Origin of the sequence: Antrihabitans cavernicola, from assembly GCF_008297975.1 — a bacterium.
Classification (GTDB): domain Bacteria; phylum Actinomycetota; class Actinomycetes; order Mycobacteriales; family Mycobacteriaceae; genus Antrihabitans; species Antrihabitans cavernicola.
In genome coordinates this window covers 129,693-154,520 of record NZ_VLNY01000009.1, presented here as the reverse complement: position 1 = coordinate 154,520, position 24,828 = coordinate 129,693, and the positions used below count along the sequence as shown (strand labels likewise).

Here is a 24,828-nt window from a genome sequence, read left to right as displayed (position 1 = left end):
ATAGTCGGATTTCAATCCGTTTTGTCGGTGTTAACATCCTCGTGTCTCGAAAGCCCGACTTGTACTGCTCGACGGGTATTCGAACGTCCTGACCAGCAGTGCAACAGATCGTGCCGGGCCCGCTCCGCCGAGTATGTGCATGACGAGATTGGCGAGAGATATGGCACCGCACGACACGTTGTCCAGAATCAAGATCATTTCGAAAACGACGAAAATAGGCCCGCAGAAAATCAACGGTCGCACGCTTGTATTGCGTCGACCGCGAGTATCGGATGCCGCCGAATGGCGTCGAATCAGCATTCGCGATCGTGAATTGGACGAGCCGTTCGCGCCGACATCGACGTTGAGCTGGGACCAGCGCCACACCTTCGAGCAGTGGGTCCGGACCTGTGTAGCGCTACGGCGGCAGCAACGCGAAGGGCGCACGGTGCCGTTCGTTCTCGAAGTCGACGGTCGGTTTGCCGGTCGATGCGCGATTGCGTGGGTCGAGCCGGGCTTGCCGTCGGCGGAACTGAGTATCTGGATCGACGGCGAGCTCGCAGGTGGCGGTGTCGCCATGCTCGCAGGCGCGATGATGATCGACTTCGCCTTCGACACGATGGGCCTGGAACTGATCACGGCCGGAACTGGCGTCGAAAACGTTCGTGTCAATCGCGTATGCGAATTCATGGGTATGCACCTCGACGCGACCATGGACTCGTTCTTCGACGCCGGCGGCATGCGCAAGACCTACAACCTGTGGACGTTCACCCGGGCCGACATTCCTGCAGGCGGCTTCGCTCGGCAGGTGATCGAACGACGCAGGCCGGCCGCTGTCGCCGCGCCGGCAGGTGCGGCGAAGCCCGAGCGGGTGCGAACCGCACAGCGAATCCTGGCGACCGTGTACGGCGCAAGGATGTCGTCCGCCATGACCACGCAAGCATTGGTGCGGAGCTTGCAGCATCCGCCGCATGTTGCGCTCGGACCGAAAACCGTGACGCCGGGTCAGGTCACGCTCCGTGATCGCCGCAAAGCCGATCTGTCGGTGTTGCGCGAGATACTGCCCCCGCATGCCGATGCCGAACTCCCGTTCGCCATCGAACTCGACGGCGTGTTGGTCGGGGAATGCTGGCTGCGGCAGATCCACAACTGTGCCGCCGAACTCGGATTCTCGATCGTGTCCTGTTCGGCCGAATCGCAGATCAGGACGGCGGCCGCCGAGCTGCTGGTCGACTACGCCTTCGAGGTCGGTTGCGAGCGCCTGTGGATCGCGGTCCCAGCGGGTGGTGCGCCCGAGCGGGAGCTCGCGAGCAACCTCGGCATGCACAACGAGGGATTGTTAATACGTTTCCAGCACGACGGAACGCGCACGGACAACGAACTGTGGGCTGTCACGGCGGCTCGGCGTGGCAGGCCTGTGGCGGCGCCCGACGATCGTTGCGTTGCCCTGTAACTTCTCAGATCTGCTTGAGGCGGTCGTCCAGGTATGGACCGAGCACATCCAACGATGCGGGATCGAGCATGGTGCCGTGCTGCGTCGGGATCGCGAAATTGACGACCTGGCCCGATACGTAGGGCTGCCACTTCAGCGCCGCGTCCTCGGGTTCAGGATTGTCGACCGCTGCGCTGAAGAACGCGATGTCGCCGTCGAAGATGCGTGTCTGGTGTGCGTCTTCGAGTCGAATCATCCGCACCGCGCCCGCGAACATGCGCTGGACGTGCTCGGCGGTGATCATGTCCGGCACGTCGCCGTAGCTCGCGAGGATCTCCTCGGCTCGATCGAGCGAGATCTCGACGAGGTTCCCCTCGTCGGGGAGTTCGATTCCGAGAGAACGCATATGGCTCGTCAACTCGTCGGCGAAGACGTCGAAGTCGGATTCGGGGGTGGCGTCCATCAGACCCAGGAATTCGACCGTCTCGCCCGCTGCTTGGAGCGCAACGGCGATTTCGTGCGCGATCACACCGCCGAGAGACCAGCCGAGCAGGTGATACGGGCCGCTCGGTTGCAGCTTGCGAATCTCACGAACGTAGCGGGCCGCGAGCTCGCCGAACGTCGCGTAGTCGAAGTCGCGTTCCAAGATGGCCGGTGACTGCAGACCGTAGATCGGCCGATCCCGGTCGACGTACTGTGCGAGACCGAGGTACGCCCATGCCAACCCGAACAGCGGGTGCACGCAGAACAACGGCGCGGCCGTGCCTCCGGTGCGTAACGGGATGAGGACGCCGAGTCCGGAATCGGCGTCGGCGACGACGGCCGATGCGGGTTCCATCAACCGCGCCGCAAGCTCTGCGACCGTGCGGTCGGTGAACAGCCACTGCAGCGCGACGTTGGTGCCCAACGCGTCCTCGAGCCGCTGCGTCGCCCGTACCGCGACCAACGAGTTGCCGCCGAGATCGAAGAAGTCGTCGTCGAGCCCGACTCGCTCTACGCCGAGCACCTCGCCGAAGGTGTCGGCCACGGTCTGTTCGATCGGTGTGATGGGCGCCCGGAACGTCTTCGATTGGAACACCGGTTCCGGCAATGCTTTTCGGTCCAACTTGCCGCTCGCGTTCAACGGCAGCGCATCGAGGATCACAAACGCGGTCGGCACCATGTACGCGGGAACCTTGCGGCCCAGCTCGGTACGAACAGCGTCGACGTCCAACGCAATGCCGGGCGCGCCGACCAGGTACGCGACCAATTGATCGCCGGTACGCGAGTCGGTCCGCACCACGGCAACAGCCTGCGCGACGGCGGACTGCCCGGTGAGGGAGGCCTCGATCTCACCCAGCTCGATTCGCAGTCCACGGAGCTTGACCTGGAAATCCGTGCGACCGATGTATTCCAGTTCCCCGCTTGCGCCCCACCGCACCAGATCGCCTGTGCGGTACATACGTTCACCGGTCGAGTCGAACGGATTCGGTACGAACCGGCCCGCTGTGAGATCCGGGCGCCCCTGGTAGCCCCTCGCGATCTGGACCCCGGCGATATAGAGCTCACCCGGGACACCGGCAGGTACCGCGTGCAGACGCGAATCCAACACGTACACGCGGGAATTCCACACCGGGCCGCCGATGGGAATGATCGCCTCCGCAGCTGCGGGCAACGGTCCGCTGCGGGTGATGGTGACCGTGCCCTCGGTGGGTCCGTATTCGTTGCGCACCTCTGCGTCGGTGATCGACTGCAGTGCTCCGAGCAGCCGAGGCGGCAGCGGCTCGCCGCCGCAGAGCACCAACCGCAACGACTCGATGTCGCCGGTCCGAGCCGCGGGCACGAACAACGCCAACATGGCAGGAACGAAGTGCATCGCCGTGATGCGATGCCGAGCGATCGCCGCGACCAAATAGTTCGGGTCCCGGTGACCGTCCGGCGACGCAACGACCAGCCGCGCACCGACCAGCAGGGGCCACCAGAATTCGCGGACGGACGCGTCGAAGGTGAACGGCGTCTTCTGCAGGATGGCATCGTCGCGGCCGAGGGGATTTTCGCCCTGTCGCCACGAAACGCCGTTGGCCAGCGACTGGTGCGCTACCGCAACACCTTTGGGCCGTCCGGTCGAACCGGAGGTGAAGATGACGTACGCGGTGTGCTGCGGGCGAAGCGGTGCCGACCGGTCGGAGTCGGTGATCGGTGTCGAATCGAACCCATCGACGGCGAGCGAACCGATGTCGACCAGCGTTCCCGACCACGGGCCGGTGTCCACCGCATGAGACGACGTCAGAACACATACCGGGTTCGCCACCTCCAGCACGTAGGCGACACGATCGGCGGGTTGATCCGGATCGATCGGGACGTAGGCGCCGCCGGACTTCGCTACCGCGTACATCCCGATCAACAGATCGGTGCTGCGGCGAATTGCCAGCCCTACCAACGATTCCGGTCCGACGCCGTTGCCGATCAGCCACCGGGCGAGGCGATTCACGCGAGCGTCGAATTCGCGATAGGTGAGCGACTCTCCTGAATCGGCGACCACCGCGACGGCGTCCGGAGTCCGCGTGACCTGTGCATCGAACATCGAGACGACGGTTGCTGCCGGGTCGAGCGTGCGAGCCGAGTCGTTCCACGCCGTGAGGACGGTCGAACGTTCGTCATCGCGTAGCAGTTCGACATCGCCGATCGCGCGCTGCGGATCGGCAACCACGCTCGAGAGCAGATCGGTGAATCTGTCCGCGAACGATTGCACGGTCGCGGCGTCGAACAGATCCGTTGCATAGGTGATCGCACCCGCCATGCCTGCAGGTGCGCCGGTCTCGGTGACGTTCTCGCTGAGCAGGAAGCCAAGATCGAATTTGGCTGTGGGGACGTCGAAATCGACGCCCGAGATGCTCAACCCAGGCAGTTCCAGCGCGGTACGGCCGAAGTTCTGGAAGGTGAGCATCACCTGGAACAGCGGCGATCGGGCAGTCGAGCGGGCCGGATTGAGGACTTCCACGAGCCGCTCGAACGGCACCTCGGCGTTGCCGAACGCACCGAGATCGGTAGTGCGTGCCTTGTCGACCAGGTCGGTGAACGCGTCGCCCGGCTGCACATCGGTTCGGAGCACCAGCGTGTTGACGAACATGCCGATCACGTCGTCGAGCTCGCGTTCGCCGCGACCGGCGATGGGCGTGCCGATCACGATGTCCGTTGTGTTGCTCAACCGGGCGAGCAACCCGGCCAGTGCGGCGTGCACGACCATGAAGAGCGTCGAGTTCTGGCGTTTGGCAACGGCTTCGAGTCCGCTGCGTACGTTCTCGTCGATCCCGAACACCAGCTGCGCACCGCGCTGCGATGCGACCTGCGGCCGCGGCCGATCCGCGGGCAGGTCCAGCTGATCGGGCAGACCGGCCAGTTGGGTGCGCCAGTATGCGAGCTGTCTGGTACCGATCGAGGTGGGGTCGTCCTCGGATCCGAGGACGGCACGCTGCCAGATCGCGAAGTCGCCGTACTGCACGGCCAGCGGCGTCCAGACCGGTTCGGCCCCTGCCGATCTCGCCGAGTACGCAACCATCACATCTCGCGTCAGCGGGGCGATCGAGAAACCGTCGGCCGCGATGTGGTGCACGACGACGACCAGAATGTGATCGTGGGTGTCCAGCCGCAGGAGTGCGACCCGGAACGGAATGGTCGTTGTGGTGTCGAAGCCCGCGGTCACCAAAGATGCGACGGTATCGACGATGTCGGTGTGGGCGGTATCGATCACCGGGACATCGGGAATCGCATCGCTCGCCGCAACGACGGACTGGTAGCCGGTTCCGTCGTGATCCGGATAGATGGTGCGCAGCGACTCGTGCCTGCCGGTCACATCGCCGATGGCGGCCCGGAGCGCGGGAACATCGAGGTCACCGGTGAGCCGAATGACAGCGGGAATGTTGTTGACACTCGACCCTGGATCGAAGCGATTGAGGAACCACATCCGTTGCTGCGCAAGCGACAACGGGATTCGCGCCGGTCGCTGCTGCGGCACCAGCGGCGGGCGCTGTGACGAATCGCCCGCACCCGACGTTGCCCGGGCAGCGAGCGCCGTGGTGGTCGGATGCTCGAACAGGTCGCGGACCCCGAGGGCGCTACCGAGTGCGCCGTTCGCCCGCGCGATCACCCGCATGCCGATCAGCGAGTTGCCGCCGAGTTCGAAGAACGAGTCGTCTGCGCCCACCCGGTCGAGGGCGAGCAACTCGCCGAAGATGCCGGCGATCGTCTCTTCGGCATGTGTGGTCGGCGCCCGGTAGCTGGGCGCCGTCTGCTGAATTTCGATGCGCGGCAACGATCGCCGATCCAGCTTGCCGCTGGCGTTGAGCGGAACGTGATCGAGCTCGACCACGTGATTCGGCACCATGTACTGCGGCAGCCATTGCTCGGCATGCTCGGTCAGTGCAGCGAGGTCCAGCGTGGCACCTGGTTCGAGCACGACGTAGGCAGCGAGCTGATCGCCAGGCCCGCCGTCGCCTATCACCGTGACAACGGCGCGCGCGACGTCGCCGTGCCGAGTCAATGCCGCCTCGATCTCGCCCAGCTCGATACGCAGCCCGCGCAACTTGACCTGGAAGTCGGTCCTTCCCAGGAATTCCAGCACGCCGCCGGTCGCTTCGGGGTCCGCCGATTCGACGATTCGGACGAGGTCGCCGGTTCGATACATCCGCCCGCCCCCGTCGGGTGCAAGAGCATCGGCGACGAACCGTTCGGCTGTGAGGTCGGTACGGCCGAGGTAGCCACGAGCGAGTTGGACACCGGTGAGGTAGAGCTCGCCCGGCACCCCGATCGGCACTCGCCGCAACCGCGAATCGAGCACGTAGACACCGGTGTTCGGGACGGGGACGCCGATCGGTATCGGCCCATCGTGCTCGGGCAGGCACCGGTACACCGTCGATGTCACCGTTGCTTCCGTCGGCCCGTAGGTGTTGTCGAGCACCGCGGTGTGGGCACGCTGGAACCGTTCGACCAGCGCCTTCGGCAGTTCCTCGCCGCCGACCGATACGTACCGAAGCGAATCGGGCAGGTCCAGCGCGGGATCGCTGAGGAAGAGCGCAAGCATCGACGGAACGAATTCGACGATCGCGACTCCGTGCGTGCGCAGCAGGTGCAGCAGATACTCGGCGTCGAGGTGTCCGTCGGGGCGGGCGATCACCATCCGGGCGCCGATCTGGAGCGGCAGATAGATCTCCCATACCGAGGCGTCGAACGTGGCGGGAGTCTTGTGCAGGAGCGCGTCGGAACTGCTCAGCTGGTACTGCCCGCGCATCCACGCCATCTGGTTGACCACGCAACGGTGGCTTACGACAACACCTTTCGGCCGTCCCGTCGAGCCGGAGGTGAATATCACGTATGCGGCGTTGTCGGGATGCAGGGGAGCGGTGCGCTCGTCGTCGGTGACCCTGGCGTCGCTCACCCCGTCGAGCTCGAGGGTGTCGATCCGCAACAGGCGACTGGTCGCTGGCACGACCGGCTGTTCGGCATCGGCCGTGAGGACCACCAGCGGAGTGCTGCTCTCGAGGACGTATTCGGTTCGCTCCGCGGGGTGATCGGGATCGAGCGGCACGTAGGCACCGCCGGTCTTCAGCACCGCGTAGATCGCGACGATCAAGTCCACCGATCGCCGCAGCGACAGCGCGACCCGGGTCTCGGGTCCCACGCCGATCGAGATCAATTCGCGCGCAAGCCGATTGGTTCGTGCGTCGAATTCCGCGTAGGTCAGCGCTTCGTCGTCCGATACCAGCGCGATCGCCGACGGATCACGATCGACCTGTGCCTCGACGAGGTCGACCAGGGTGTCCGTGTCGGTATCCGCGTGTCGTGCATCGAGCGCCGCGACGACGCGCTCTTCCGACTCCAACATCATCGGCAGATCGCCGACCACCACCTGCTGGTCCGCAACCACTGCGGCGACCACGCCGGTCAGGCGCTCCGCGAAGCGCTCGACGGTCGCTCGATCGAAGAGTTCCGTTGCGTAGGTGATGGTTCCGGACGCGCCTGCTCGCGTGCCGTCGTCGAGTATCTGCTCGGCCACCACCACACTGAGGTCGAGTTTTGCGACCACCAAGTCGGGCTCGATGGGCGCAATCGTCAGCTCGGACGACGCCAGCTGCGGAGGCGTGAAGTTCTGCAGCATGAGCAGGACTTGGAACAGCGGTGAGAAAGCCAACGACCGATTGGGCCGGAGCACGTCCACCACCCGGTCGAACGGCAGATCCGAGTGTGAGAACGCGCCAAGATCGGCGTCGCGAACTCTGTCGAGAACGGTGGCGAACCGGTCGTCGAGCGGCACGGCGGTGCGCAGCGCAAGAGTGTTGCCGAACATTCCGACGAGGTCGTCGAGTGCTTCTTCGCCGCGTCCCGCGATCTGGGTGCCGATCGCGATGTCGTCGGAATTCGACAGGCGGGCAAGGACGATGGCGAGAGCCGCGTGCACGGTCATGAAGAGCGTCGCATTGTGTTCGCGCGCGATCCGGTGCAGCCCATCGAGAATGTCGACCGGAATCTCGAACTCGACGTTGGCGCCGATGCCACTCGGACGCGCAGGCCGCGGCCGGTCGAAGGGCAGCGCGAGCATCTCGGGCAGTCCCGTGAGCTGCTGCACCCAGTACCGGATCTGCTCGGCCGAGAGCGATCCCTGATCCGATTCGTCGCCGAGCAACTCGCGTTGCCAGACCGCGAAGTCGGCGTAGCGCACCGGCAACGGCGCCCAGGCGGGTGGCGCACTCGCTGCGCGGGCCACGTACGCGGTCAGTACGTCGCGCACCAACGGTGCCAACGATGTTCCGTCGCAGGCGATGTGGTGGAAGATCAGCACCAGCACCACGTCGTGCTCGCCGAGTTGCAGCAGCTTCCCGCGCAGCGGCACCTCTTTGGACAGGTCGAAGCCGGACGACGCAACGCCGAGCAGTTCGTTCTGCAGGGCGCTCTCGTCGATTCGCTCCACGTCGAGGCGGGGAACCGCCGCCGACGCAGCCAGGATCTCCTGGTACGGACCGTCGTCGGAGTCGGGGTAGATCGTGCGCAGCGGTTCGTGGCGTTCGATCACGTCGCCGATCGCCGCGCGCAGAGCGTCGGTGTCGAGGTTGCCGGTGAGTCGAATCGCGAAGGGCACGTTGTAGATCGGCGATGTCACATCGAACTGGTTGGTGAGCCACATGCGTTGCTGCGCCATCGACAACGGCGTGCGATCGGTGGGCTCGCGGCGAACGAGAGGTGTGCGAGCGCGCACGGCCAGGGCACCGAGGCGCGCGGCCAGATCTTCGACCGACGACGATTCGAACAGCAGCCGGGCAGGCACCCGAGTGCCGATCTCGGCGCCGATCCGAGCGACTGCCTGAGTCGCGACGAGCGAGTTACCGCCGAGTTCGAAGAAGTCGTCGCCCGCTCCGACGCGGTTCACGCTGAGCACGGCCTCGAACACGCTCGCGATCACGCGCTCGGTCGGCGTCGTGGGCTGGCGATATTCGCGGGTCAACAACTCCGGTGCGGGCAGCGCGCCGCGATCGAGCTTGCCGACGGGAGTCAGCGGAATCCGGTCGAGCGACATGATCGTGGTGGGGACCATGTACGCGGGCACGCTCTCGCCGACGAACTCGGCGAGCTGGTAGACGTCTACCTCACGCCCGGGCACAGCAACGATGTAGCCGACCAAAGCTGTAGTTCCGGACTGGATTTCGCGGGCGAGAGTGACCGCGAATTCGACGTCGGGATGAGCCATCATGGCGGCGTCGATCTCGCCGAGCTCGATGCGGTAACCGCGCAGTTTGACCTGGAAGTCGGCGCGGCCGACGTACTCGACCGTGTTGTCGGTTCGCCAGCGCGCCAGATCGCCCGACCGATACATCCGCTCGCCGGGTTCACCGTTCGGGTTGGCGACGAACCGTTCGCCGGTCAATCCGGGGCGACGGTTGTACCCGCGAGCCAGGCCGGGACCTGCCAGATACAGCTCGCCGGTGACACCGGGAGGGACCTGATTGAGGCGGCTGTCGAGCACCAGCGCCGTCATCCCACGGATGGCGGCACCGATCGTGATCGGCTCACCGGGAATCAGCGGATCGCTGATGTTGGTCATGATCGTGGTCTCGGTCGGACCGTAGCCGTTGTGGAAACGCAGCGTGCGCGCCCACCGATCGACCAACTGTGCCGAGCAGGCCTCGCCGCCGACCACCACGACGTCCAGCGTGTCCAGCCCGGTCGGATCCACCGATGCCAGCGCCGCCGGGGTGATGAACGCGTGGGTGACCTGCTCTGCGCGAAGGAGCTGCGCCAGTTCCGCACCACCGAACACATCGGTGGGGGAGATGACCATGGTCGCGCCCGCACCGGTCGCCAGGAGTAGTTCCAGGACGGATGCGTCGAAGCTCGGCGATGCGAAATGCAGCGTTCTGGAGCCGGTGTCGATCGAATACCGCTCGCGCTGCTCCGCCGCGAAGTTCGCGAGCCCCGCATGCGTGACCATGACGCCCTTGGGTCGCCCCGTGGAGCCCGAGGTGTAGATGACGTAGGCGGGATTGGTCAGGCGTAGTGCGCCGACCCGCTCCTGATAGGTGATCGGGTCGCCGTCATGGTCGGCGATGGTTCGCTCCGCGGCGGGATCGTCGAGAGCGAGCCACTCGACGTCTGTGGGAAGCGCGCCGCGGTGGGCGGTGAGCGTCAGGCCGAGCTTCACACCGGAATCGGCGATGATGAACTCGACGCGCTCGGTGGGGTATTCCGGATCGATCGGAACGAATGCCGCACCGGTCTTGGTGATGGCCCACACCGCGAGCACCGATTCGATCGAACGCGCGATGGTGACCGCAACCAGATCTTCCGGTCCGATGCCACGGGCGATGAGCACTCGTGCGAGTCGAGAAGACCGTTCGTCGAGTTCGGCGTACGTCAGCGAACGCCCCGCACACGTCACGGCGACGCTGCCCGAGCTCAGCTCTACGGCGTTGGCGAGCAGCTGCGGCAACGTCGCGCCGCGCGTCCGGCTCCGTTTCGGCCTGCGTTGAGGTCCGGCAGAGTCTTTCGGGCTGGGCTGAGCCGGCACGACGTTCGCCTTTCGGTTGGCGTGCGCTCTGGGATGCAGCTCGCCCACCTCCTACTTCGACGTATGTGCTGAGCAGAGGAATCTTATCCGGACCCCCTGATGAAACGGTGTGAGGGCGCGCGTCGGCGCCGAATCCCCACTCGGACATCGTCGCCGGGCGCATCGACGTTTCGGAACCCGACATATGGAAAGGAAACGGCTGGTCAGGTATCGACGAATTGCTTCGGTCGGGTAACAAGCCATGATCGATTGCCGATCAATTGAAAGGACCCGGTCCGGAGACCGCTACTATCCCCGTAGCCCGAATCTGACCAGCAAACCCGAAGTTAGGTGGACTTACTGATGCGAGGACCGTTCCGACCATCGTCGATAGCTGCAAAGCTCTTAATGGTGGGCGCCGCGCTGACGTTGCTTCCTCTCGTGGGCGTCGGCACAGCATCGGCCGACCCTGTCGCCGCCGGAAACCTGCTGAATACGGTCAAGTCCGCCGATGGCTCGTACATCGAGAAGGTCGAGTCCAACGGTGCGCAGAACCTGACCATCTACGTGCACTCGGCCGCGATGAACAAGACGTATCCGGTGCAGATCCAGCGTCCGCACGACACCAGCGTGCCCCGTCCGTCCCTCTACCTCCTCAACGGCGGTGGCGGTGGCGTCGACGACGCGTCGTGGCAGCTCCGCACCAACGCGCTGCAGTTCCTTGCGGACAAGAACATCAACGTCGTCGCCCCGATCGGCGGCCCATGGAGCTACTACGCCGACTGGCGTGCACCAGACCCGGTCCTCGGCGTGAACAAGTGGAAGACCTACCTCACCGAAGAACTGCCTCCGATCATGGACGCGGCGCTCGGTGCGAACGGCAAGAACTCGATCGCGGGCCTCTCGACGTCCGGCACGTCTGTGCTCGCCCTCGCGGAATCGGCACCGTCGCTGTACAAGAGCGTTGCGGCATACAGCGGTTGCGCACAGATCAGCGACCCGATCGGTCAGGAATTCGTTCGCTTGTCCGTCGAGACCTACGGTGGCGGCAACATCAACAACCTGTACGGCGCCCCAAACGATCCGATGTGGGCCGCAAACGATCCGCTCGTCAACGCCGAGAAGCTGCGCGGTATCGCGCTCTACGTCTCCAGCGGTAGCGGCCTGCCCGGCCCGCACGAGACCCTGACCGACCCGCATCTGCTCGTCCAGAACGGCAATGCGCCTGCATCACTGGCCAACCAGGTGATCGTGGGCGGCGTCATCGAGGCGGCGGTCAACTACTGCAGCCACAACCTGCAGAACAAGCTGAACCAGATCGGCATCCCGGCCACCTACAGCTTCCCGCCCACCGGAACTCACTCGTGGGGTTACTGGGAAGACGACCTGAAGAACTCGTGGCCTGTCATCGCGGGCCCGCTGGGAATCTAGAAACAGAAGATTTCGGTACGCGATCCGGCCTCCTGCCTACGGGCAGGGGGCCGGATTGTTCTTTGCGTAGGAGGGATCGAGTGCTACCAGCGTCATGTAGATCGGGCGGGGCTGGAGCAGCAGGCCGCTGTGGCGCACTATGCCCGGGCAGCCGTCCTGGACCCACAGGTTGTGCACGTTGGGCGCGTTCGACTGCAGGAACGACCCTTGCGGGGGAGTGACCACCTGGTCGTCCTTGGCGGCGATCACCGTGTAATCGACACCGGGCACCGTTTCGCCGGTGGCGTTGAGATCGCTGATGAGTCGTGAACCGACCAGCTGCTGACGGCCGGCGATACCGAAGATGGCCCAGTCGATGACGTCGGGGCTCAACCCTGTCTGGGCGAGCACCGAGTAGAGCTGCTGCTGCCCGTTGAACGTGGTGCCGTGATTGGTAGGTCCCAACGCGACCAGCGACTTCACCTTGTTCTTGGCCGGGTCGGCGGGATCGGCGCCACCGTCGAACTTCAGGTACTGGCGCGAAACCACGCCGCCTTGTGAGTGGCCGACCAGGTCGACCTGGCGTGCGCCGGTCTTGGCGAGTACCGCATCGACGAAGTTGGACAGTTCGTGTGCGGACTGTCGGATGTCGGAGACACCCCACACGATGATGTTGGGGTTGTACCAGGTCGGAATGCCGCCGTAGTTCAAGGCGAACACGCAGTAGCCGGCCTTCTTCAGCGCGGGCGCCATCACGGGGAACGCGAGCTGCATGTTGGAGCCGGTGCCGTGCACGAGAACGATCGGCTCGGGGTGCTCGGCCGTCGGCTTGCACGACCAGTCGTTGGCGCCGGGCGGAGGCGGCCCCATCTTGGCCAGACCGGGAAGGTCGGGCGGATTGGTGGTGTCGGCGTTGGCGATCGGCGCGATGCCCGCGGCCATGCACACCGAAACGGCCGCCGTTGCAGCGGTCGCTAGTGCTCTGGTCAATGTCTTCATCGGTCGGTCTCCCAGCCGGGTCATGCCTGGGAGCGCGATACCAGCTTGTGGTCGAAATCGGCGCCCCAAGCCCCCAGTTTCAGGGGCTACAGGTCAAGGCAATGTTACCAGTGGGATAAAAAGATGCAATTACGTGACTTTTGTCACGTTATTGTCTCGGCTTTATCGTCCCGACGCCGCGGCCTTGCGATAACCGAGGATCGCTGGATAGAGGAAGAGCAAGATCATGCCGAGCGACCATGCCAGCGTCTTCAGCAACGGCTCGCCCACCGGTCCGCCCAGCGTGAGGCCCTTCATTGCCTCGATCGCGCACGACATCGGTTGATTGGCCACCGTGTTCTGCAACCAGGGCGGGTAGGCGCGGACGGGTACGAACCCGGAATTGAAGAACGTCATCAGCAGCGTGATGATCGCCACCAGCTGGATCAGTTGGCCGCCCTTGGACAGCGTTGCCAACATCGTGACGAAAACGGCGAAGCCGAGCCCGAACAGGATGGGGAAGATCAGCATGGCGACCGCCGCCAGCCACCCCTGCTCGAACCGCAGTCCGAGGCCGAAGCCGGCGGCCAAGATCAGCAGAGTGGTGACGAAGATGCGAATCGTCTCCGCCATGAGCCTGCCGATCAAACCGGCACCGCGGTGGATGGGCATGGTGGCGAAGCGACCGAGCAAGCCTGTCCGTTGCTCGATGTTCAGACCGAGGGCGCTGACCACCGCGCCCGACATCGCTGCGACCAGCGTGATCATCGGAACCGTGCCGTAGACGCTGGGCTGACCGGTGGCCGACGAGATGGAGTCGCCCAGCACGATGCGGAACATCACCAGCATCAGCGCCGGGTAGACGACCATCTGAATGATGGTCGGCGCATCGCGGAGCCAGCCCATCAGCAGCCGCTTGCACTGGATGGCCGAATGGCGGAGCAGTAGAAAAGGTGAGCTTTCGCCGTGCGGGCGTGCCACCTCGGGCAGCGCGACGTGTGTGCGCTCTTGCGTCTGCGTGCTCATTCGCGCCTCGCGCTCGCCCAGATTGCCAAGGGCGTCAGCACCAGTGCCAGGCCCCCCAGCCAGGCAAGGCCGGGCCAGATGACATGCCACGAAACACCGTCGTCGGTGAGATCGCGAAGGGCATAGGAGAACTGGGATACCGGCTGATTGCGGACGAACGGCCGGATCCACGACGGAAAGCCGGTTTCCGGGACGAATCCGCAGGACAGCATGCCGAAGATGAGAGTCGGAAGCGTGAGCGCCTGGCTCACCGCTTGCGGGCTCTTGGAGAGCATGCCGAGCGCATCTGCCCCGATAGACAGAACTGTGCCGACACCGAGCGCGAATCCGCAGAACAGGACGGTCTGACCGATCCCGCCGCTAAGACGAAAGCCGATCACATAGCCGTACGCGATGGCGGCGGTCAGGGTGACGACCGAGCGAAACAGCCCGGACGACACCCGTGAGGCCAGTGGCACCAGCTTGGGGAGCGGCATGGTCCGCAGCCGGTCGGTAAAGCCCGTCACCGCTTCCAGTGCGGCAAGAGCCGCGCTGGCATTCATGGTGAAGGCCATCGTCTGCAGCACGATGATCGCCATCACGAACTGCGCGTAGTCGATGCCCTGGAGCTTCATCACGAACTTCAGCGGCAGGTAGAAGCCCACCGTGAAGATCAGCGGTGCGATCAGCGAGATCACCAGATCGCCGCGCAGAACCATGGTGCGGACCTGGCGCTCGGTCAGCGCCGCCCATTGCCGAAGCGCGGACGGCTGGCGGCTACCGGTGCCGACGAGATCTGCCGTGATCGTCACGTTCCGCTGCCCGAATGGCCGGTGATGGAGAGGAAGACGTCGTCCAGCGACGGTCTGCGCAACGCGATGTCGGCCAGTTCGATCTTGGCGGCGTCGAGCCTGCGCAGCGCCTCGGACAAGGTTGCCGCACCGTCGGGGGCGGGGATCGACAACCGGTCCGCGCCGTTCTCCAGGTGCAGATCCGCGGGGACCAGATTGCCGAGGGCCTGAATCACCGCGGTGAGCTGCGCGGCGACGAGCGGTACCACCTCGCAGTAGCTGCCACCGGTCTTCGATTTCAGCTGATCCGCGGTGCCCTCGGCGATCACGGTGCCCTTGTCGATGACGATGATGTTGTCGCTGAGCACGTCGGCTTCCTCGAGATACTGCGTGGTCAGCAATACCGTGATGCCCTGGTTCTTCAACGCCCCCACCAGCGACCACACCCCCTGCCGACTCCGCGGATCGAGTCCGGTGGTCGGCTCGTCGAGGAACACCACTTCGGGCCGAACGACGAGGCCGCAGGCCAGGTCGACGCGACGGCGCATACCGCCCGAGTAGGTGAGGACGCGACGCTTGCCTGCTTCGACGAGGTCGAACTCCTCGAGCAGGTCGTCGGCGCGCTTGCGGGCGGCCTTCTTCGTCAGGCCCATCAAACGGCCGAACAGCTCGAGGTTCTCGCGACCGGAGAGGCTGTCGTCGAGTGCTGCGTACTGACCGGTCATCATGATCGAGCGCCGAACGCCCGGACCGTCGGAATCGACGTCGTGGCCCGCGACCACCGCGCGACCCGAGGTGGGGCGCAGCAGCGTCGACAAGATCTTGACCGTGGTGGTCTTGCCCGCGCCGTTGGGTCCGAGAATGCCGAGAACCGTGCCGCGTTCGGCGGTGAAGCTGATCCCCTGGAGTGCGTGCACGTCCTTGAACGACTTGTGAACGTCCTCTACCAGGACCGCTGCATCGTGCGAACTCGGCATCAACTCTCCACTGTTGTCCGCGCCGCCAGGTTGCGGCGCGGTCTGAACGCTCATGGTGGTGTCTCGTTTGGCTTCTGGGAATGTTACCCGGCGGCCTCGGCACAGCCGATTCCACGAAAATTCACAGGTTCTCCCAGTCCATGACGAGTACAACGGAATGGACCTGTACCGGCGCGGCTCATCGCATTAGGTTTGGGTGCGGGGGCTCGCCTTGGCAAGACGTACGTAAGACATTCGGAGGGAGCCTGATGGCCGAATCGGCTCAGCAATCACCATCCGCCAACGGTTTACGGCGGGCGCAGGTGCTGACGTCCTACGATCCGCGAACCGGTGAGATCGCCGGTGACTACGCGGTGATGGGCACCGACGAGGTCACCCGCACGCTGCGCGAGGCGCGTGGGGCGCAGGCGTGGTGGTCCGGGCTCAGCTACGCCGCGCGGAAGCGCTGGCTGCTCGACTGGAAGAAGCAGATCGTTCGCCACGCCGACGATCTCGCCGACGTCGTCGTGCAGGAAACCGGCAAGCCGCACGACGACGCATTGCTCGAGATCGTGCTCGCGATCGAACACCTCGATTGGGCGGCCCGCAACGCGGATTCCGTCCTCGGCCGGCGCAAGGTGCGCTCCGGAAAGTTCGGGTTCAATCAGTCCGCGACTGTCGGATACGAGCCGATGGGCGTAGTCGGGGTGATCGGTCCGTGGAACTATCCGGTGTTCACACCGATGGGATCGATCGCCTACGCCATGGCGGCGGGTAATGCGGTGATCTTCAAACCGAGCGAGCTGACGCCGGGCGTCGGTATGTGGCTCGCGCGCAGTTGGCACGAACTCGCTCCCAATCAGCCTGTCCTGCAGACGGTCACGGGCGACGGAGAAACCGGAACGGCGCTGTGCAGATCGAAGGTGGACAAGATCGCGTTCACCGGTTCACCTGCTACCGCACGTCGGGTGATGGCGGTGTGCGCCGAGACGTTGACCCCGTTGGTGGTCGAGGGCGGCGGCAAGGACGCGATGATCGTGCACGTCGACGCGAAGTTGGAGGACGCGGCTGAAGCGGCGGTGTTCGGTGCGATGAGTAACGGCGGCCAGACCTGCGCGGGCGTCGAACGCGTCTATGTGGCGGAGTCGGTGTACGAGCAGTTTCTCGCCTTGGTCCGTAAGAAGGTCGAGAAACTGCATCCCGGTGCCGATCGGAGCGCGGCCTACGGACCGCTGACGTTGGAATCGCAGGCGGGTGTGGTGCGTCGACACATCGAGGATGCGATCGCATCAGGCGGCCGGGCGGTGGTCGGCGGTGTCGACTCCATCCGTGAGCCGTACGTGGAGCCGGTGATTCTCACCGACGTTCCGGAAGACAGCGTCGCCATCACCGAGGAGACGTTCGGCCCGGTGGTGGTGATCAACAAGGTGGACGATCTCGAGGACGCCATCACCCGCGTCAATGCCACGCCGTACGGACTGGGCGCATCGATTTTCACCCGCGACCTGAAGACGGCCGACCGAGTCGCTGCTCGGCTGCGTGCCGGCGTGGTGTCGGTGAATTCGGTGCTCGGCTTCGTGTCCGTTCCAGCGCTTCCGTTCGGTGGCGTCGGCGATTCCGGCTTCGGCCGGATTCACGGCGACGACGGTCTTCGCGAATTCAGCCGCAGCAAGTCGATCACCGTGCAGAAGTATCGGGCGCCCGTGAAACTGCTGTCGATGAACCGGAAGTCGCGCGATGTGCGAGTGACGAAGTGGATGTTCAAGCGCACCCACGGGTGAGCGTCAGCCGAACAGAACGGCTGTCATCAAGGCGTGCACGCGCGCTCGGGTCTCGGGCTGCGGGTCGAAGTGCGTGAGCCTGCCGATGTCGAGAACGAGGCCGAGCGCGGCGTGGACGCGGAACCGTGTCTCGACGGCCCCGTGGCCGGTGTCGGCGAGCAGATGCACCCATTCCTCGATGTGCTGACGTTGCAGCGCGCGCAGCTGATTGCGTTCCAGCGCAGGTAGATTGCCGAACTCGGCGAAGTAGACCGACAGCAGCTCCGGGCTCGAGAAAGCAAGTGAGATGTAGCGATCGGCCAGTGCCAGCAAGGCGCCGCGGGCGGTGGTGGCGCTTGCGAGCGCATCGCCCGTCGCGACGGCGAGCCGATCTGCTGCGCGGTAGAACGCCGAGGAGAGCAATTCGGCTTTGCTGGGGAAATAGCGGTACACGCTCGATGCGTTCATTCCGGCGGCGGCGCCGATCTCTTCGATGCCCGCATCGTGGTATCCGCGTTCGCTGAACACCCGCAGCGCCTCGTTGATCAGCAATTCGCGTTTCGACGACATGGCCAACCCTGTCGCGATCGCAGCCGGATCGGCGAGCGACGCAGCGGGTGCGGGCAGATCGACCCGCAGTACCGACCAGCATGCGGTATCGAGTACGTCCGACAGCTTGCTCGTAGCGAGCGCGGTTCGATGTGCCGTGATGCTGCCGATGACGCTGAGCGTCGCGGCTACCAGCAGGTCGGTGTCGGTCGGCGTGAGGGCTGGCCGCAACTGCCGGAGTGCGTCGGCGATGTGGGCGTTGGCGCTCGCGAAAATCGCGAGTAGTCGCTTGCGATCGACCGGCTCGAGGTAGCGCCGCTCCCATCGGTAGAGCCCGCCGCCGCGACGGTTTTCGACGGTAGCGCTGATCAGTGCGCAGAGGATCGCGTCGAGTCGAGCCTCGGCCGACCGGGAACGATCGGTGTCAGCCGACTCGGCGGCGTTGCGAATGAGCTCGGCGCCGTACTCGGCGGCCGCGACGAGGAGTGCGTATTTGTTGGGAAAGTGGCGATAGAGAGCGGGTCCGGAAATGCCGAGCTCGGCTGCGATCTCGTCGATCCCGACCGGGTGATAGCCGCGCTCGCTGAACGCGCGTGCCGCGGTCTTGACGATCTGGGCCTTTCGATCGCGTGGACGGCGGCGCACCGGCGCAGCGGTGGCCGCATCGGACTCGCTACCTCGAACCGTCACGCGCACCACCTTTTCTGCCAGTCGGGCCACGGCGGCTCTGCCGCGATTGCGTCGAGCCTGCCACAGACCTCTAAGTTAACCGCAATTCGCTCATTCGTGACGCCATGTTCGACAGTTGTGTATCGGATTCTTCCGATTCACGTCGATCGCGGACTGCTGCGCCACGCCGCTCGATAGGCTGACCACCATGTCGTACTTCGTCACCGGAGCCACCGGTTTCATCGGCCGCTTCCTTGTTCCCGAACTGTTGAAGCGCGACGGCGATATTCATGTCCTCGTGCGCTCCGGTTCGGAGGACAAATTGGCCGCGCGGGCCGAGCAGTGGGGTGCGGGCGATCGCATCAAACCGGTGACCGGCGATCTGGGAAAGCCGATGCTGGGGATCGATCCGCAGTGGATCGAGGACAACCACGGTATCGACCACATGTTCCATCTCGCTGCGATCTACGACCTCACGGCGTCCGAGGAGCGAAACGAGACGCTCAACAACGGCGGCACCCGCCAGGCCGTCGCGGTGGCGAATGCGCTCGGTGTCGGCGTCTTGCATCACACGTCGTCCGTCGCAGCCGCGGGCCTGTACGAAGGCACGTTCACGGAAGACATGTTCGACGAGGGTCAGACCCTGCCCAGCCCGTATCACCGAACCAAATTCGAGTCCGAGAAGATCGTCCGCGACGAGGCGCAGGTGCCGTGGCGCGTCTATCGCCCGGCGATCGTCGTAGGGCATTCGCGTACCGGTGAGATGGACAAGATCGACGGTCCGTACTACTTCTTCACACTGCTGCGGCTTGCAGGCAAGGCGCCGACAGGTTTGCCGCTGTTCGTCCCAGGCCTCGGCGATACCAACGTGGTTCCGGTGGATTTCGTCGCGCAGGCGATGGACCACATTGCGCATGTTCCGGGCCTCGACGGCAAGGCATTTCATCTGACGAGTGTCGAGCCGCTGAACTCGGTCGAGTTGATGAACGCGTTCGGCAAGTACGCCCACGCGCCGCGTCTCACCGAAGTGCTGCCCAAGCAGGTGATGCATTGGACGATGCGAATTCCAGGCGTGGCGACTCAGGTGCTGCCGCGGCTCGGAATCCCAGCCGAGGCCATCGAGCACACCGAGTTCACCTGCCGATTCGACTCCACCAACACTGTTGCGGCCTTGGTGGGTACGGGCATCGAGGTGCCGCCGATCGGCGACTACGCGGGTGTGTTGTGGAAGTACTGGGAGCGCAACCTCGCGGACTAGCCGTCGATCCATCGCCGCCGATTGGTCCACCCCACCAGGTCGAACCGCATCCGGAACGGTGTGTGCGCGACGGTGGAGACCAGCACTCTCGGCAAACGCGCGGCGTCGTCGTGTGCGGAGAGCAGGGCCTGTTGATCGTCGGGTGATGCGGTGAAGAACGCATCGAACAGTGCGATCAACTCGGCGTTCGTCAGCCTGCCGAGCGCCTTGAGCCCCCGCATTCGGAGCCAGTAGACCATTCGGGCCCGCAACGGCCACATCGCCTCGACCGGATCGGTACCGCTGGTGAGCGCGTCGACGACGGTGTCGGCCAGCTCGAGCGACTGGGCGATGCTGTAGCCGGTGCATGGGTGCATCGACCCGCCGCGAGCGCCGAAGAGGACGGGCACGTCGCCGCGGTGTCGCCGCTGTGGTGGCTGATCGAGTGGGTAGTGCGCCGCCTCGGTCGGTTCGTCGCCGGTCAACGTGATGCCGTGCGCGGCCAGCCGTGCAATGGTTCGCCGTCGGAGTTCGCGTTGCGGCAGGCCACCTGCGCGACCGAGACTCGTCTCCTCGAAGATCACGGTGCCGTCGCCGACCGGCACCGAGTAGAGGAACGACGGGGGATCGTCTGGCCCGGCGTCGTTATCGTCGCGCCAGTCCAGCAACAGGCCTTCGCCCTCGGCGACGAAGTGCGACACCTTGGCCGCATCGACGAAGATTCCGTGTGCGCTTGCCGCTTGCCGATTTCCGGTGGGGCCGAGGCCACGCGCGTCGATCACGGTGTCCGCGAAAATCGTTGTCCCGCCTGCGAGTTCGACACGATGCGCAGACAACCGGACGGCTCTGTCTGCCTCGACCTTCACGTCGTCGAGGTGGAGAGCTTTACGCAGTTCCGGTTTGGACACGACTCCGTACGGCCGATCGACACTGCGTTCGCGCGACGTCCACACCGCCGGTCGATCGATACGCGACGCGATGACCGATGCGGGCATCCACGCGGGCAGTTCGTCGAGCCATGCGCCGTAGGTGGGCATCCAATCGCGATCGGGACGCGGGTCCACCGCAATCACGCTGAGCCCGGCGGTCGCCGCCCGCGACGCGACCGCGCGTCCGGCCGGCCCCACGCCGACGACGCAGACATCGCAGTCGGACTGCGCAGCGCTCATGCGAGCATTCAAGCGCGATTCGGTCGGCGGCGCAGCGGCGGGGCCGGATTACTCGGTCATTACTTGGGGGTGACCCAGATGGTGATGTCCGCGTGCACCACTTCTACGCCTTTGTTGTCGAATATCGACACCGGCACGATCAGGTCGTCGCCCTTGGTGATCGCGGTGAAATCGGGAAGTTCGGGCAGCTTCGCGACCGCACGCAAGCCGCTGTTCGCCTTGGCGAGGTACGCCACGTTCATCGCCTTGGGGATCCATCGGTGCGTCGACGGCACGGTGGCCTCGGCGAGCATCCCCATCGCCATCTCTGCCAGATTGCACGCCGCGATGGCGTGGAAGGTGCCGATGTGGTTGTGGATGCCGACCCACTTGGGTGCCGTCACCTCGCAATGGCCGGGCTCCATCACCGCGACCTGAGGCAGCACGGTGCCGAAATAGGGAGCTCTCGCTACGACGCCGAGAGAGAACAGTGCGTGCCCGATGCGATTGTCCGGAAGTTTCTTCCAACCCCGGTAAGCCAGCGAATCCTGTGTCATATCACCGACCTTACTCCAGAGTAAGTTCGAAGGGAACGCCGCAGTCCGGCCAGCGCACGGTATTGATTTGAACTAGTGGCTGGTCTGCGGCATACTGTTCAGGTTGCCTTGACCGGGACGCGCTGTTTTGCGGCCTGTGTCGGGTGCAGTACTTATGACAGACCCTGTACGACGATCGAAGCAGTAACTTGCGCTCGTTATAGAGCGCATCCGGTCTCGTCTTCCACGATCTATGGCTTGCAAGCTTCGGTTTGCGCAAACAGTCACGGGCCGAGGAATGCGTGGAAATGCGACACGCCCGACCGCGTGGACCGGAGAACCATGACAGATGAACAGCGGCAAGCGGATCGGATCGGCTGTGTTGGTTGCAGCAAATCGGTCGCAGCACGTTGGTCGTGCCATGAGTTCGGTGACTGCTCGGTGATTCAGACCAGCAAGACCTAGAGAACTGGCAAGAAAGACTGTGTCTATGAAAAGGACGGGTTAGCGTGGCGGGACAAAAGATCCGCATCAGGCTCAAGGCCTACGACCATGAGGCGATCGACGCGTCAGCGCGCAAGATCGTCGAAACGGTGACCCGTACCGGGGCCCGTGTCGTCGGCCCGGTGCCGTTGCCCACCGAGAAGAACGTTTACTGCGTCATCCGCTCGCCGCACAAGTACAAGGATTCGCGCGAGCACTTCGAGATGCGTACGCACAAGCGTCTTATCGACATCCTCGACCCGACGCCGAAGACGGTCGATGCGCTCATGCGCATCGATCTGCCGGCCAGCGTCGACGTGAACATCCAGTGAGTTCGGGACTAGTGATGAGCGACAACAAAAACAGACCAGCCACAGGCATCCTGGGCACCAAGCTCGGCATGACCCAGGTCTTCGACGAGAACAACCGGGTCGTCCCGGTGACCGTCGTGAAGGCCGGGCCGAACGTGGTGACGCAGATCCGTACCGAAGAGCGTGACGGCTACAGCGCCGTTCAGGTCGCTTTCGGAGCGATCGACCCCCGCAAGGTGAACAAGCCCACGTCGGGCCAGTTCGCCAAGGCAGGCGTCACCCCGCGTCGTCATGTCGTCGAGCTTCGCGTCGCCGACGCCGGTGGATTCGAAATCGGCCAGGAACTGACCGCCGAGGTGTTCGCCGACGGTGCATTCGTAGATGTCACCGGCATCAGCAAGGGCAAGGGCTTCGCCGGAACCATGAAGCGTCACGGCTTCAAGGGTCAGGGCGCGAGCCACGGTGCACAGGCCGTGCACCGTCGTCCCGGCTCCATCGGTGGCTGCGCCACCCCCGGCCGCGTGTTCAAGGGCATGCGCATGTCGGGCCGTATGGGTAGCGACCGCATCACCACGCAGAACCTCTCCGTCCACAAGGTGGATGCCGAGAACGGCCTGCTGCTGATCAAGGGTGCGATTCCCGGCCGCAAGGGTGGCCTGGTGATCGTCAAGAGCGCAGTGAAGGGTGGTGCTCGAGCATGACCGAGACCAAGTTGACGCTGGACGTCAAGGCTCCCGGTGGCAAGACCAACGGCACCGTCGACCTCCCGTCGGAGATCTTCGACGTCACCGCGAACATCGCGCTGATGCATCAGGTCGTCGTCGCGCAGCTCGCAGCCGCACGCCAGGGCACGCACGCAACGAAGACGCGCGCTCAGGTCAGTGGTGGCGGCCGCAAGCCGTACCGCCAGAAGGGCACCGGCCGCGCCCGTCAGGGTTCGACCCGTGCGCCGCAGTTCGCAGGCGGTGGCGTGGTTCACGGCCCGCAGCCGCGTGACTACAGCCAGCGGACCCCCAAGAAGATGATCCGTGCCGCTCTGCGTGGCGCATTGTCCGATCGGGCCCGCGGCGAGCGCATCCACGTCGTCACCGAGTTGGTTGCCGGCCAGACGCCGTCCACCAAGAGCGCCAAGAGCTTCCTCGCGGAGATCTCGGATCGCAAGAAGGTGCTGCTGGTCGTCGGTCGCGAAGACGTTGCCGCATGGAAGAGCGTGCGCAACCTCGAAGGCGTCCACCCGATCGCACCCGATCAGTTGAACACCTACGACGTCCTCAACAGCGACGACGTCGTGTTCAGCGTCGAGGCGCTCAATGCGTTCGTGCATGGACCCGCCGAGGCCGCGCAGGAGCGTAGCCCGCGGAGTGACCAGAAAACACAGGAGGAGAGCAAATGAGCACCATCGCTGATCCCCGCGACATTCTGCTCGCACCGGTCATCTCCGAGAAGTCCTACGGGCTGATCGAAGAGGGCACGTACACCTTCCTGGTGCACCCCGAGTCGAACAAGACGCAGATCAAGATCGCCGTGGAGAAGATCTTCGGCGTGACCGTGACCAGCGTCAACACCGCCAACCGTCAGGGCAAGCGCAAGCGGACCCGCTTCGGTTACGGCACGCGCAAGGCAACCAAGCGCGCGCTCGTGACCATCTCGGCCGACAGCAAGCCCATCGAGATCTTCGGGGGGCCGGTCGCGTAAGCGCCCGGACTCCAGAAAGTAGAAGAGAACTCATGGCTATCCGCAAGTACAAGCCGACTACCCCGGGCCGTCGCGGCTCGAGCGTCTCGGACTTCGCCGAGATCACTCGGTCGACGCCCGAGAAGTCGCTCATCCGCCCGCTGCACGGCCGTGGTGGTCGTAACGCACACGGTCGTATCACCACCCGGCACAAGGGTGGCGGTCACAAGCGCGCCTACCGGTTGATCGACTTCCGTCGCAACGACAAGGACGGCGTGCCGGCCAAGGTCGCTCACATCGAGTACGACCCCAACCGCACGGCGAACATCGCACTGCTGCACTACGCCGACGGCGAGAAGCGCTACATCATCGCGCCGAAGGATCTGAAGCAGGGCAACCCGATCGAGTCGGGCCCCACCGCCGACATCAAGCCGGGCAACAACCTGCCCCTGCGCAACATCCCGACCGGTACCACCATCCACGCGGTGGAACTGCGTCCGGGTGGCGGCGCCAAGATGGCCCGCTCCGCTGGTGCAGGCATCCAGCTGCTCGGTAAGGAAGGCACCTACGCCACGCTGCGTATGCCGTCCGGTGAAATCCGTCGTGTCGACGTGCGCTGCCGCGCAACCGTCGGCGAGGTGGGTAACGCCGAGCAGTCGAACATCAACTGGGGCAAGGCCGGCCGCATGCGTTGGAAGGGCAAGCGCCCGACCGTCCGTGGTGTCGTGATGAACCCGATCGACCACCCGCACGGTGGTGGCGAGGGCAAGACCTCCGGTGGTCGCCACCCGGTCAGCCCGTGGGGACAGCCGGAAGGCCGCACCCGCAAGCCCAACAAGCCGAGCGACAAGCTCATCGTCCGCCGCCGCCGCACCGGCAAGAACAAGCGATAACAAG

General features: G+C 64.9%; 17 protein-coding genes. 9 read left to right on the top strand and 8 right to left on the bottom strand.

The features are described 5' to 3' along the window. Positions 1–160 precede the first annotated feature (160 nt). Positions 161–1,432, top strand: coding sequence for a GNAT family N-acetyltransferase (locus FOY51_RS18755; protein ID WP_187776385.1), 1,272 nt, complete (start codon positions 161–163; stop codon positions 1,430–1,432). Positions 1,433–1,436: 4 nt separating this feature from the next. Here FOY51_RS18755 and FOY51_RS18750 read toward each other — a convergent pair whose 3' ends face one another. After that, the gene (locus tag FOY51_RS18750) at positions 1,437–10,445 is read right to left on the bottom strand and encodes a non-ribosomal peptide synthetase (protein WP_187776384.1); all 9,009 of its coding nucleotides are present in this window, start codon (positions 10,443–10,445) and stop codon (positions 1,437–1,439) included. Between the two features lie 387 nt (positions 10,446–10,832). Between FOY51_RS18750 and FOY51_RS18745 the strand changes: the two genes are divergently transcribed. Next, a complete protein-coding gene (locus tag FOY51_RS18745) occupies positions 10,833–11,855 on the top strand; it encodes an alpha/beta hydrolase (RefSeq protein WP_235916486.1) in 1,023 nt (340 codons plus the stop codon). A 36-nt stretch (positions 11,856–11,891) separates the two neighbouring features. Here the strand turns inward: FOY51_RS18745 and FOY51_RS18740 are convergent, their stop codons facing one another. The 4 genes from FOY51_RS18740 to FOY51_RS18725 all read right to left on the bottom strand — a co-directional run bounded on the left by FOY51_RS18740 (position 11,892) and on the right by FOY51_RS18725 (position 15,585). Beyond that, a complete protein-coding gene (locus FOY51_RS18740; protein ID WP_149431782.1) occupies positions 11,892–12,833 on the bottom strand; it encodes an esterase/lipase family protein in 942 nt (313 codons plus the stop codon). Between the two features lie 162 nt (positions 12,834–12,995). After that, positions 12,996–13,838, bottom strand: a complete 843-nt coding sequence (locus tag FOY51_RS18735; protein WP_149431781.1) for an ABC transporter permease — start codon at positions 13,836–13,838, stop codon at positions 12,996–12,998. Further along, a complete protein-coding gene (locus FOY51_RS18730; protein ID WP_149431780.1) occupies positions 13,835–14,629 on the bottom strand; it encodes an ABC transporter permease in 795 nt (264 codons plus the stop codon). Before FOY51_RS18730 ends, FOY51_RS18735 begins: the two co-directional genes overlap by 4 nt. Next, positions 14,626–15,585 carry an ATP-binding cassette domain-containing protein gene (locus FOY51_RS18725; RefSeq protein WP_149431798.1) on the bottom strand — a complete coding sequence of 320 codons (960 nt, stop codon included), beginning with the start codon at positions 15,583–15,585 and terminating at the stop codon, positions 14,626–14,628. The genes FOY51_RS18730 and FOY51_RS18725 overlap by 4 nt, the downstream gene beginning before the upstream one ends. A gap of 248 nt (positions 15,586–15,833) precedes the next feature. On the opposite strand from FOY51_RS18725, the gene FOY51_RS18720 reads away from it, so the two are divergent. Then, positions 15,834–17,345, top strand: coding sequence for an aldehyde dehydrogenase family protein (locus FOY51_RS18720; RefSeq protein ID WP_149431779.1), 1,512 nt, complete (start codon positions 15,834–15,836; stop codon positions 17,343–17,345). 3 nt (positions 17,346–17,348) lie between these two features. Here the strand turns inward: FOY51_RS18720 and FOY51_RS18715 are convergent, their stop codons facing one another. After that, complete coding sequence (locus FOY51_RS18715; protein WP_371830467.1) at positions 17,349–18,569, bottom strand: TetR/AcrR family transcriptional regulator; 1,221 nt, start codon at positions 18,567–18,569, stop codon at positions 17,349–17,351. 181 nt (positions 18,570–18,750) lie between these two features. Here FOY51_RS18715 and FOY51_RS18710 point away from each other — a divergent pair, with 181 nt between their 5' ends. Next, entirely contained in the window at positions 18,751–19,800 is a 1,050-nt protein-coding gene (locus FOY51_RS18710; protein WP_149431777.1) for an SDR family oxidoreductase, read from the top strand. Here the strand turns inward: FOY51_RS18710 and FOY51_RS18705 are convergent. Together FOY51_RS18705 and FOY51_RS18700 are read right to left on the bottom strand one after the other, a co-directional pair. After that, positions 19,797–20,948, bottom strand: a complete 1,152-nt coding sequence (locus tag FOY51_RS18705) for a lycopene cyclase family protein (RefSeq protein ID WP_149431776.1) — start codon at positions 20,946–20,948, stop codon at positions 19,797–19,799. The two genes, FOY51_RS18710 and FOY51_RS18705, sit on opposite strands and share 4 nt — an antisense overlap. A 59-nt stretch (positions 20,949–21,007) precedes the next feature. Further along, positions 21,008–21,484: a hotdog fold domain-containing protein gene (locus FOY51_RS18700; protein ID WP_149431775.1), complete on the bottom strand. Its 477-nt coding sequence runs from the start codon at positions 21,482–21,484 to the stop codon at positions 21,008–21,010. Between the two features lie 488 nt (positions 21,485–21,972). On the opposite strand from FOY51_RS18700, the gene rpsJ reads away from it, so the two are divergent. Genes rpsJ through rplB form a run of 5 tightly spaced genes read left to right on the top strand, consistent with a single transcriptional unit; the run spans position 21,973 to position 24,824 of the window. Then, positions 21,973–22,278 carry a 30S ribosomal protein S10 gene (rpsJ, locus tag FOY51_RS18695; RefSeq protein ID WP_003938093.1) on the top strand — a complete coding sequence of 102 codons (306 nt, stop codon included), beginning with the start codon at positions 21,973–21,975 and terminating at the stop codon, positions 22,276–22,278. A gap of 14 nt (positions 22,279–22,292) precedes the next feature. Further along, on the top strand, positions 22,293–22,958 hold the full coding sequence (gene rplC, locus FOY51_RS18690; protein ID WP_149431774.1) for a 50S ribosomal protein L3: 666 nt from the start codon (positions 22,293–22,295) through the stop codon (positions 22,956–22,958). Beyond that, positions 22,955–23,650: a 50S ribosomal protein L4 gene (rplD, locus tag FOY51_RS18685; protein ID WP_149431773.1), complete on the top strand. Its 696-nt coding sequence runs from the start codon at positions 22,955–22,957 to the stop codon at positions 23,648–23,650. The genes rplC and rplD overlap by 4 nt, the downstream gene beginning before the upstream one ends. Then, a complete protein-coding gene (gene rplW / locus FOY51_RS18680; protein ID WP_149431772.1) occupies positions 23,647–23,952 on the top strand; it encodes a 50S ribosomal protein L23 in 306 nt (101 codons plus the stop codon). Before rplD ends, rplW begins: the two co-directional genes overlap by 4 nt. Before the next feature lie 32 nt (positions 23,953–23,984). Further along, positions 23,985–24,824, top strand: coding sequence for a 50S ribosomal protein L2 (gene rplB, locus FOY51_RS18675; RefSeq protein ID WP_149431771.1), 840 nt, complete (start codon positions 23,985–23,987; stop codon positions 24,822–24,824). Positions 24,825–24,828: the final 4 nt, after the last annotated feature.

Bases quoted from the DNA above. Each gene is read 5' to 3' on its own strand.
- FOY51_RS18755 (WP_187776385.1), top strand. From the start codon at position 161: ATGGCACCGCACGACACGTTGTCCAGAATCAAGATCATTTCGAAAACG.
- FOY51_RS18745 (WP_235916486.1), top strand. From the start codon at position 10,833: ATGGTGGGCGCCGCGCTGACGTTGCTTCCTCTCGTGGGCGTCGGCACA.
- FOY51_RS18740 (WP_149431782.1), bottom strand. From the start codon at position 12,833: ATGAAGACATTGACCAGAGCACTAGCGACCGCTGCAACGGCGGCCGTT.
- FOY51_RS18735 (WP_149431781.1), bottom strand. From the start codon at position 13,838: ATGAGCACGCAGACGCAAGAGCGCACACACGTCGCGCTGCCCGAGGTG.
- FOY51_RS18725 (WP_149431798.1), bottom strand. From the start codon at position 15,585: ATGCCGAGTTCGCACGATGCAGCGGTCCTGGTAGAGGACGTTCACAAG.
- FOY51_RS18720 (WP_149431779.1), top strand. From the start codon at position 15,834: ATGGCCGAATCGGCTCAGCAATCACCATCCGCCAACGGTTTACGGCGG.
- FOY51_RS18710 (WP_149431777.1), top strand. From the start codon at position 18,751: ATGTCGTACTTCGTCACCGGAGCCACCGGTTTCATCGGCCGCTTCCTT.
- FOY51_RS18705 (WP_149431776.1), bottom strand. From the start codon at position 20,948: ATGAGCGCTGCGCAGTCCGACTGCGATGTCTGCGTCGTCGGCGTGGGG.
- FOY51_RS18700 (WP_149431775.1), bottom strand. From the start codon at position 21,484: ATGACACAGGATTCGCTGGCTTACCGGGGTTGGAAGAAACTTCCGGAC.
- rplC (WP_149431774.1), top strand. From the start codon at position 22,293: ATGAGCGACAACAAAAACAGACCAGCCACAGGCATCCTGGGCACCAAG.
- rplD (WP_149431773.1), top strand. From the start codon at position 22,955: ATGACCGAGACCAAGTTGACGCTGGACGTCAAGGCTCCCGGTGGCAAG.
- rplW (WP_149431772.1), top strand. From the start codon at position 23,647: ATGAGCACCATCGCTGATCCCCGCGACATTCTGCTCGCACCGGTCATC.
- rplB (WP_149431771.1), top strand. From the start codon at position 23,985: ATGGCTATCCGCAAGTACAAGCCGACTACCCCGGGCCGTCGCGGCTCG.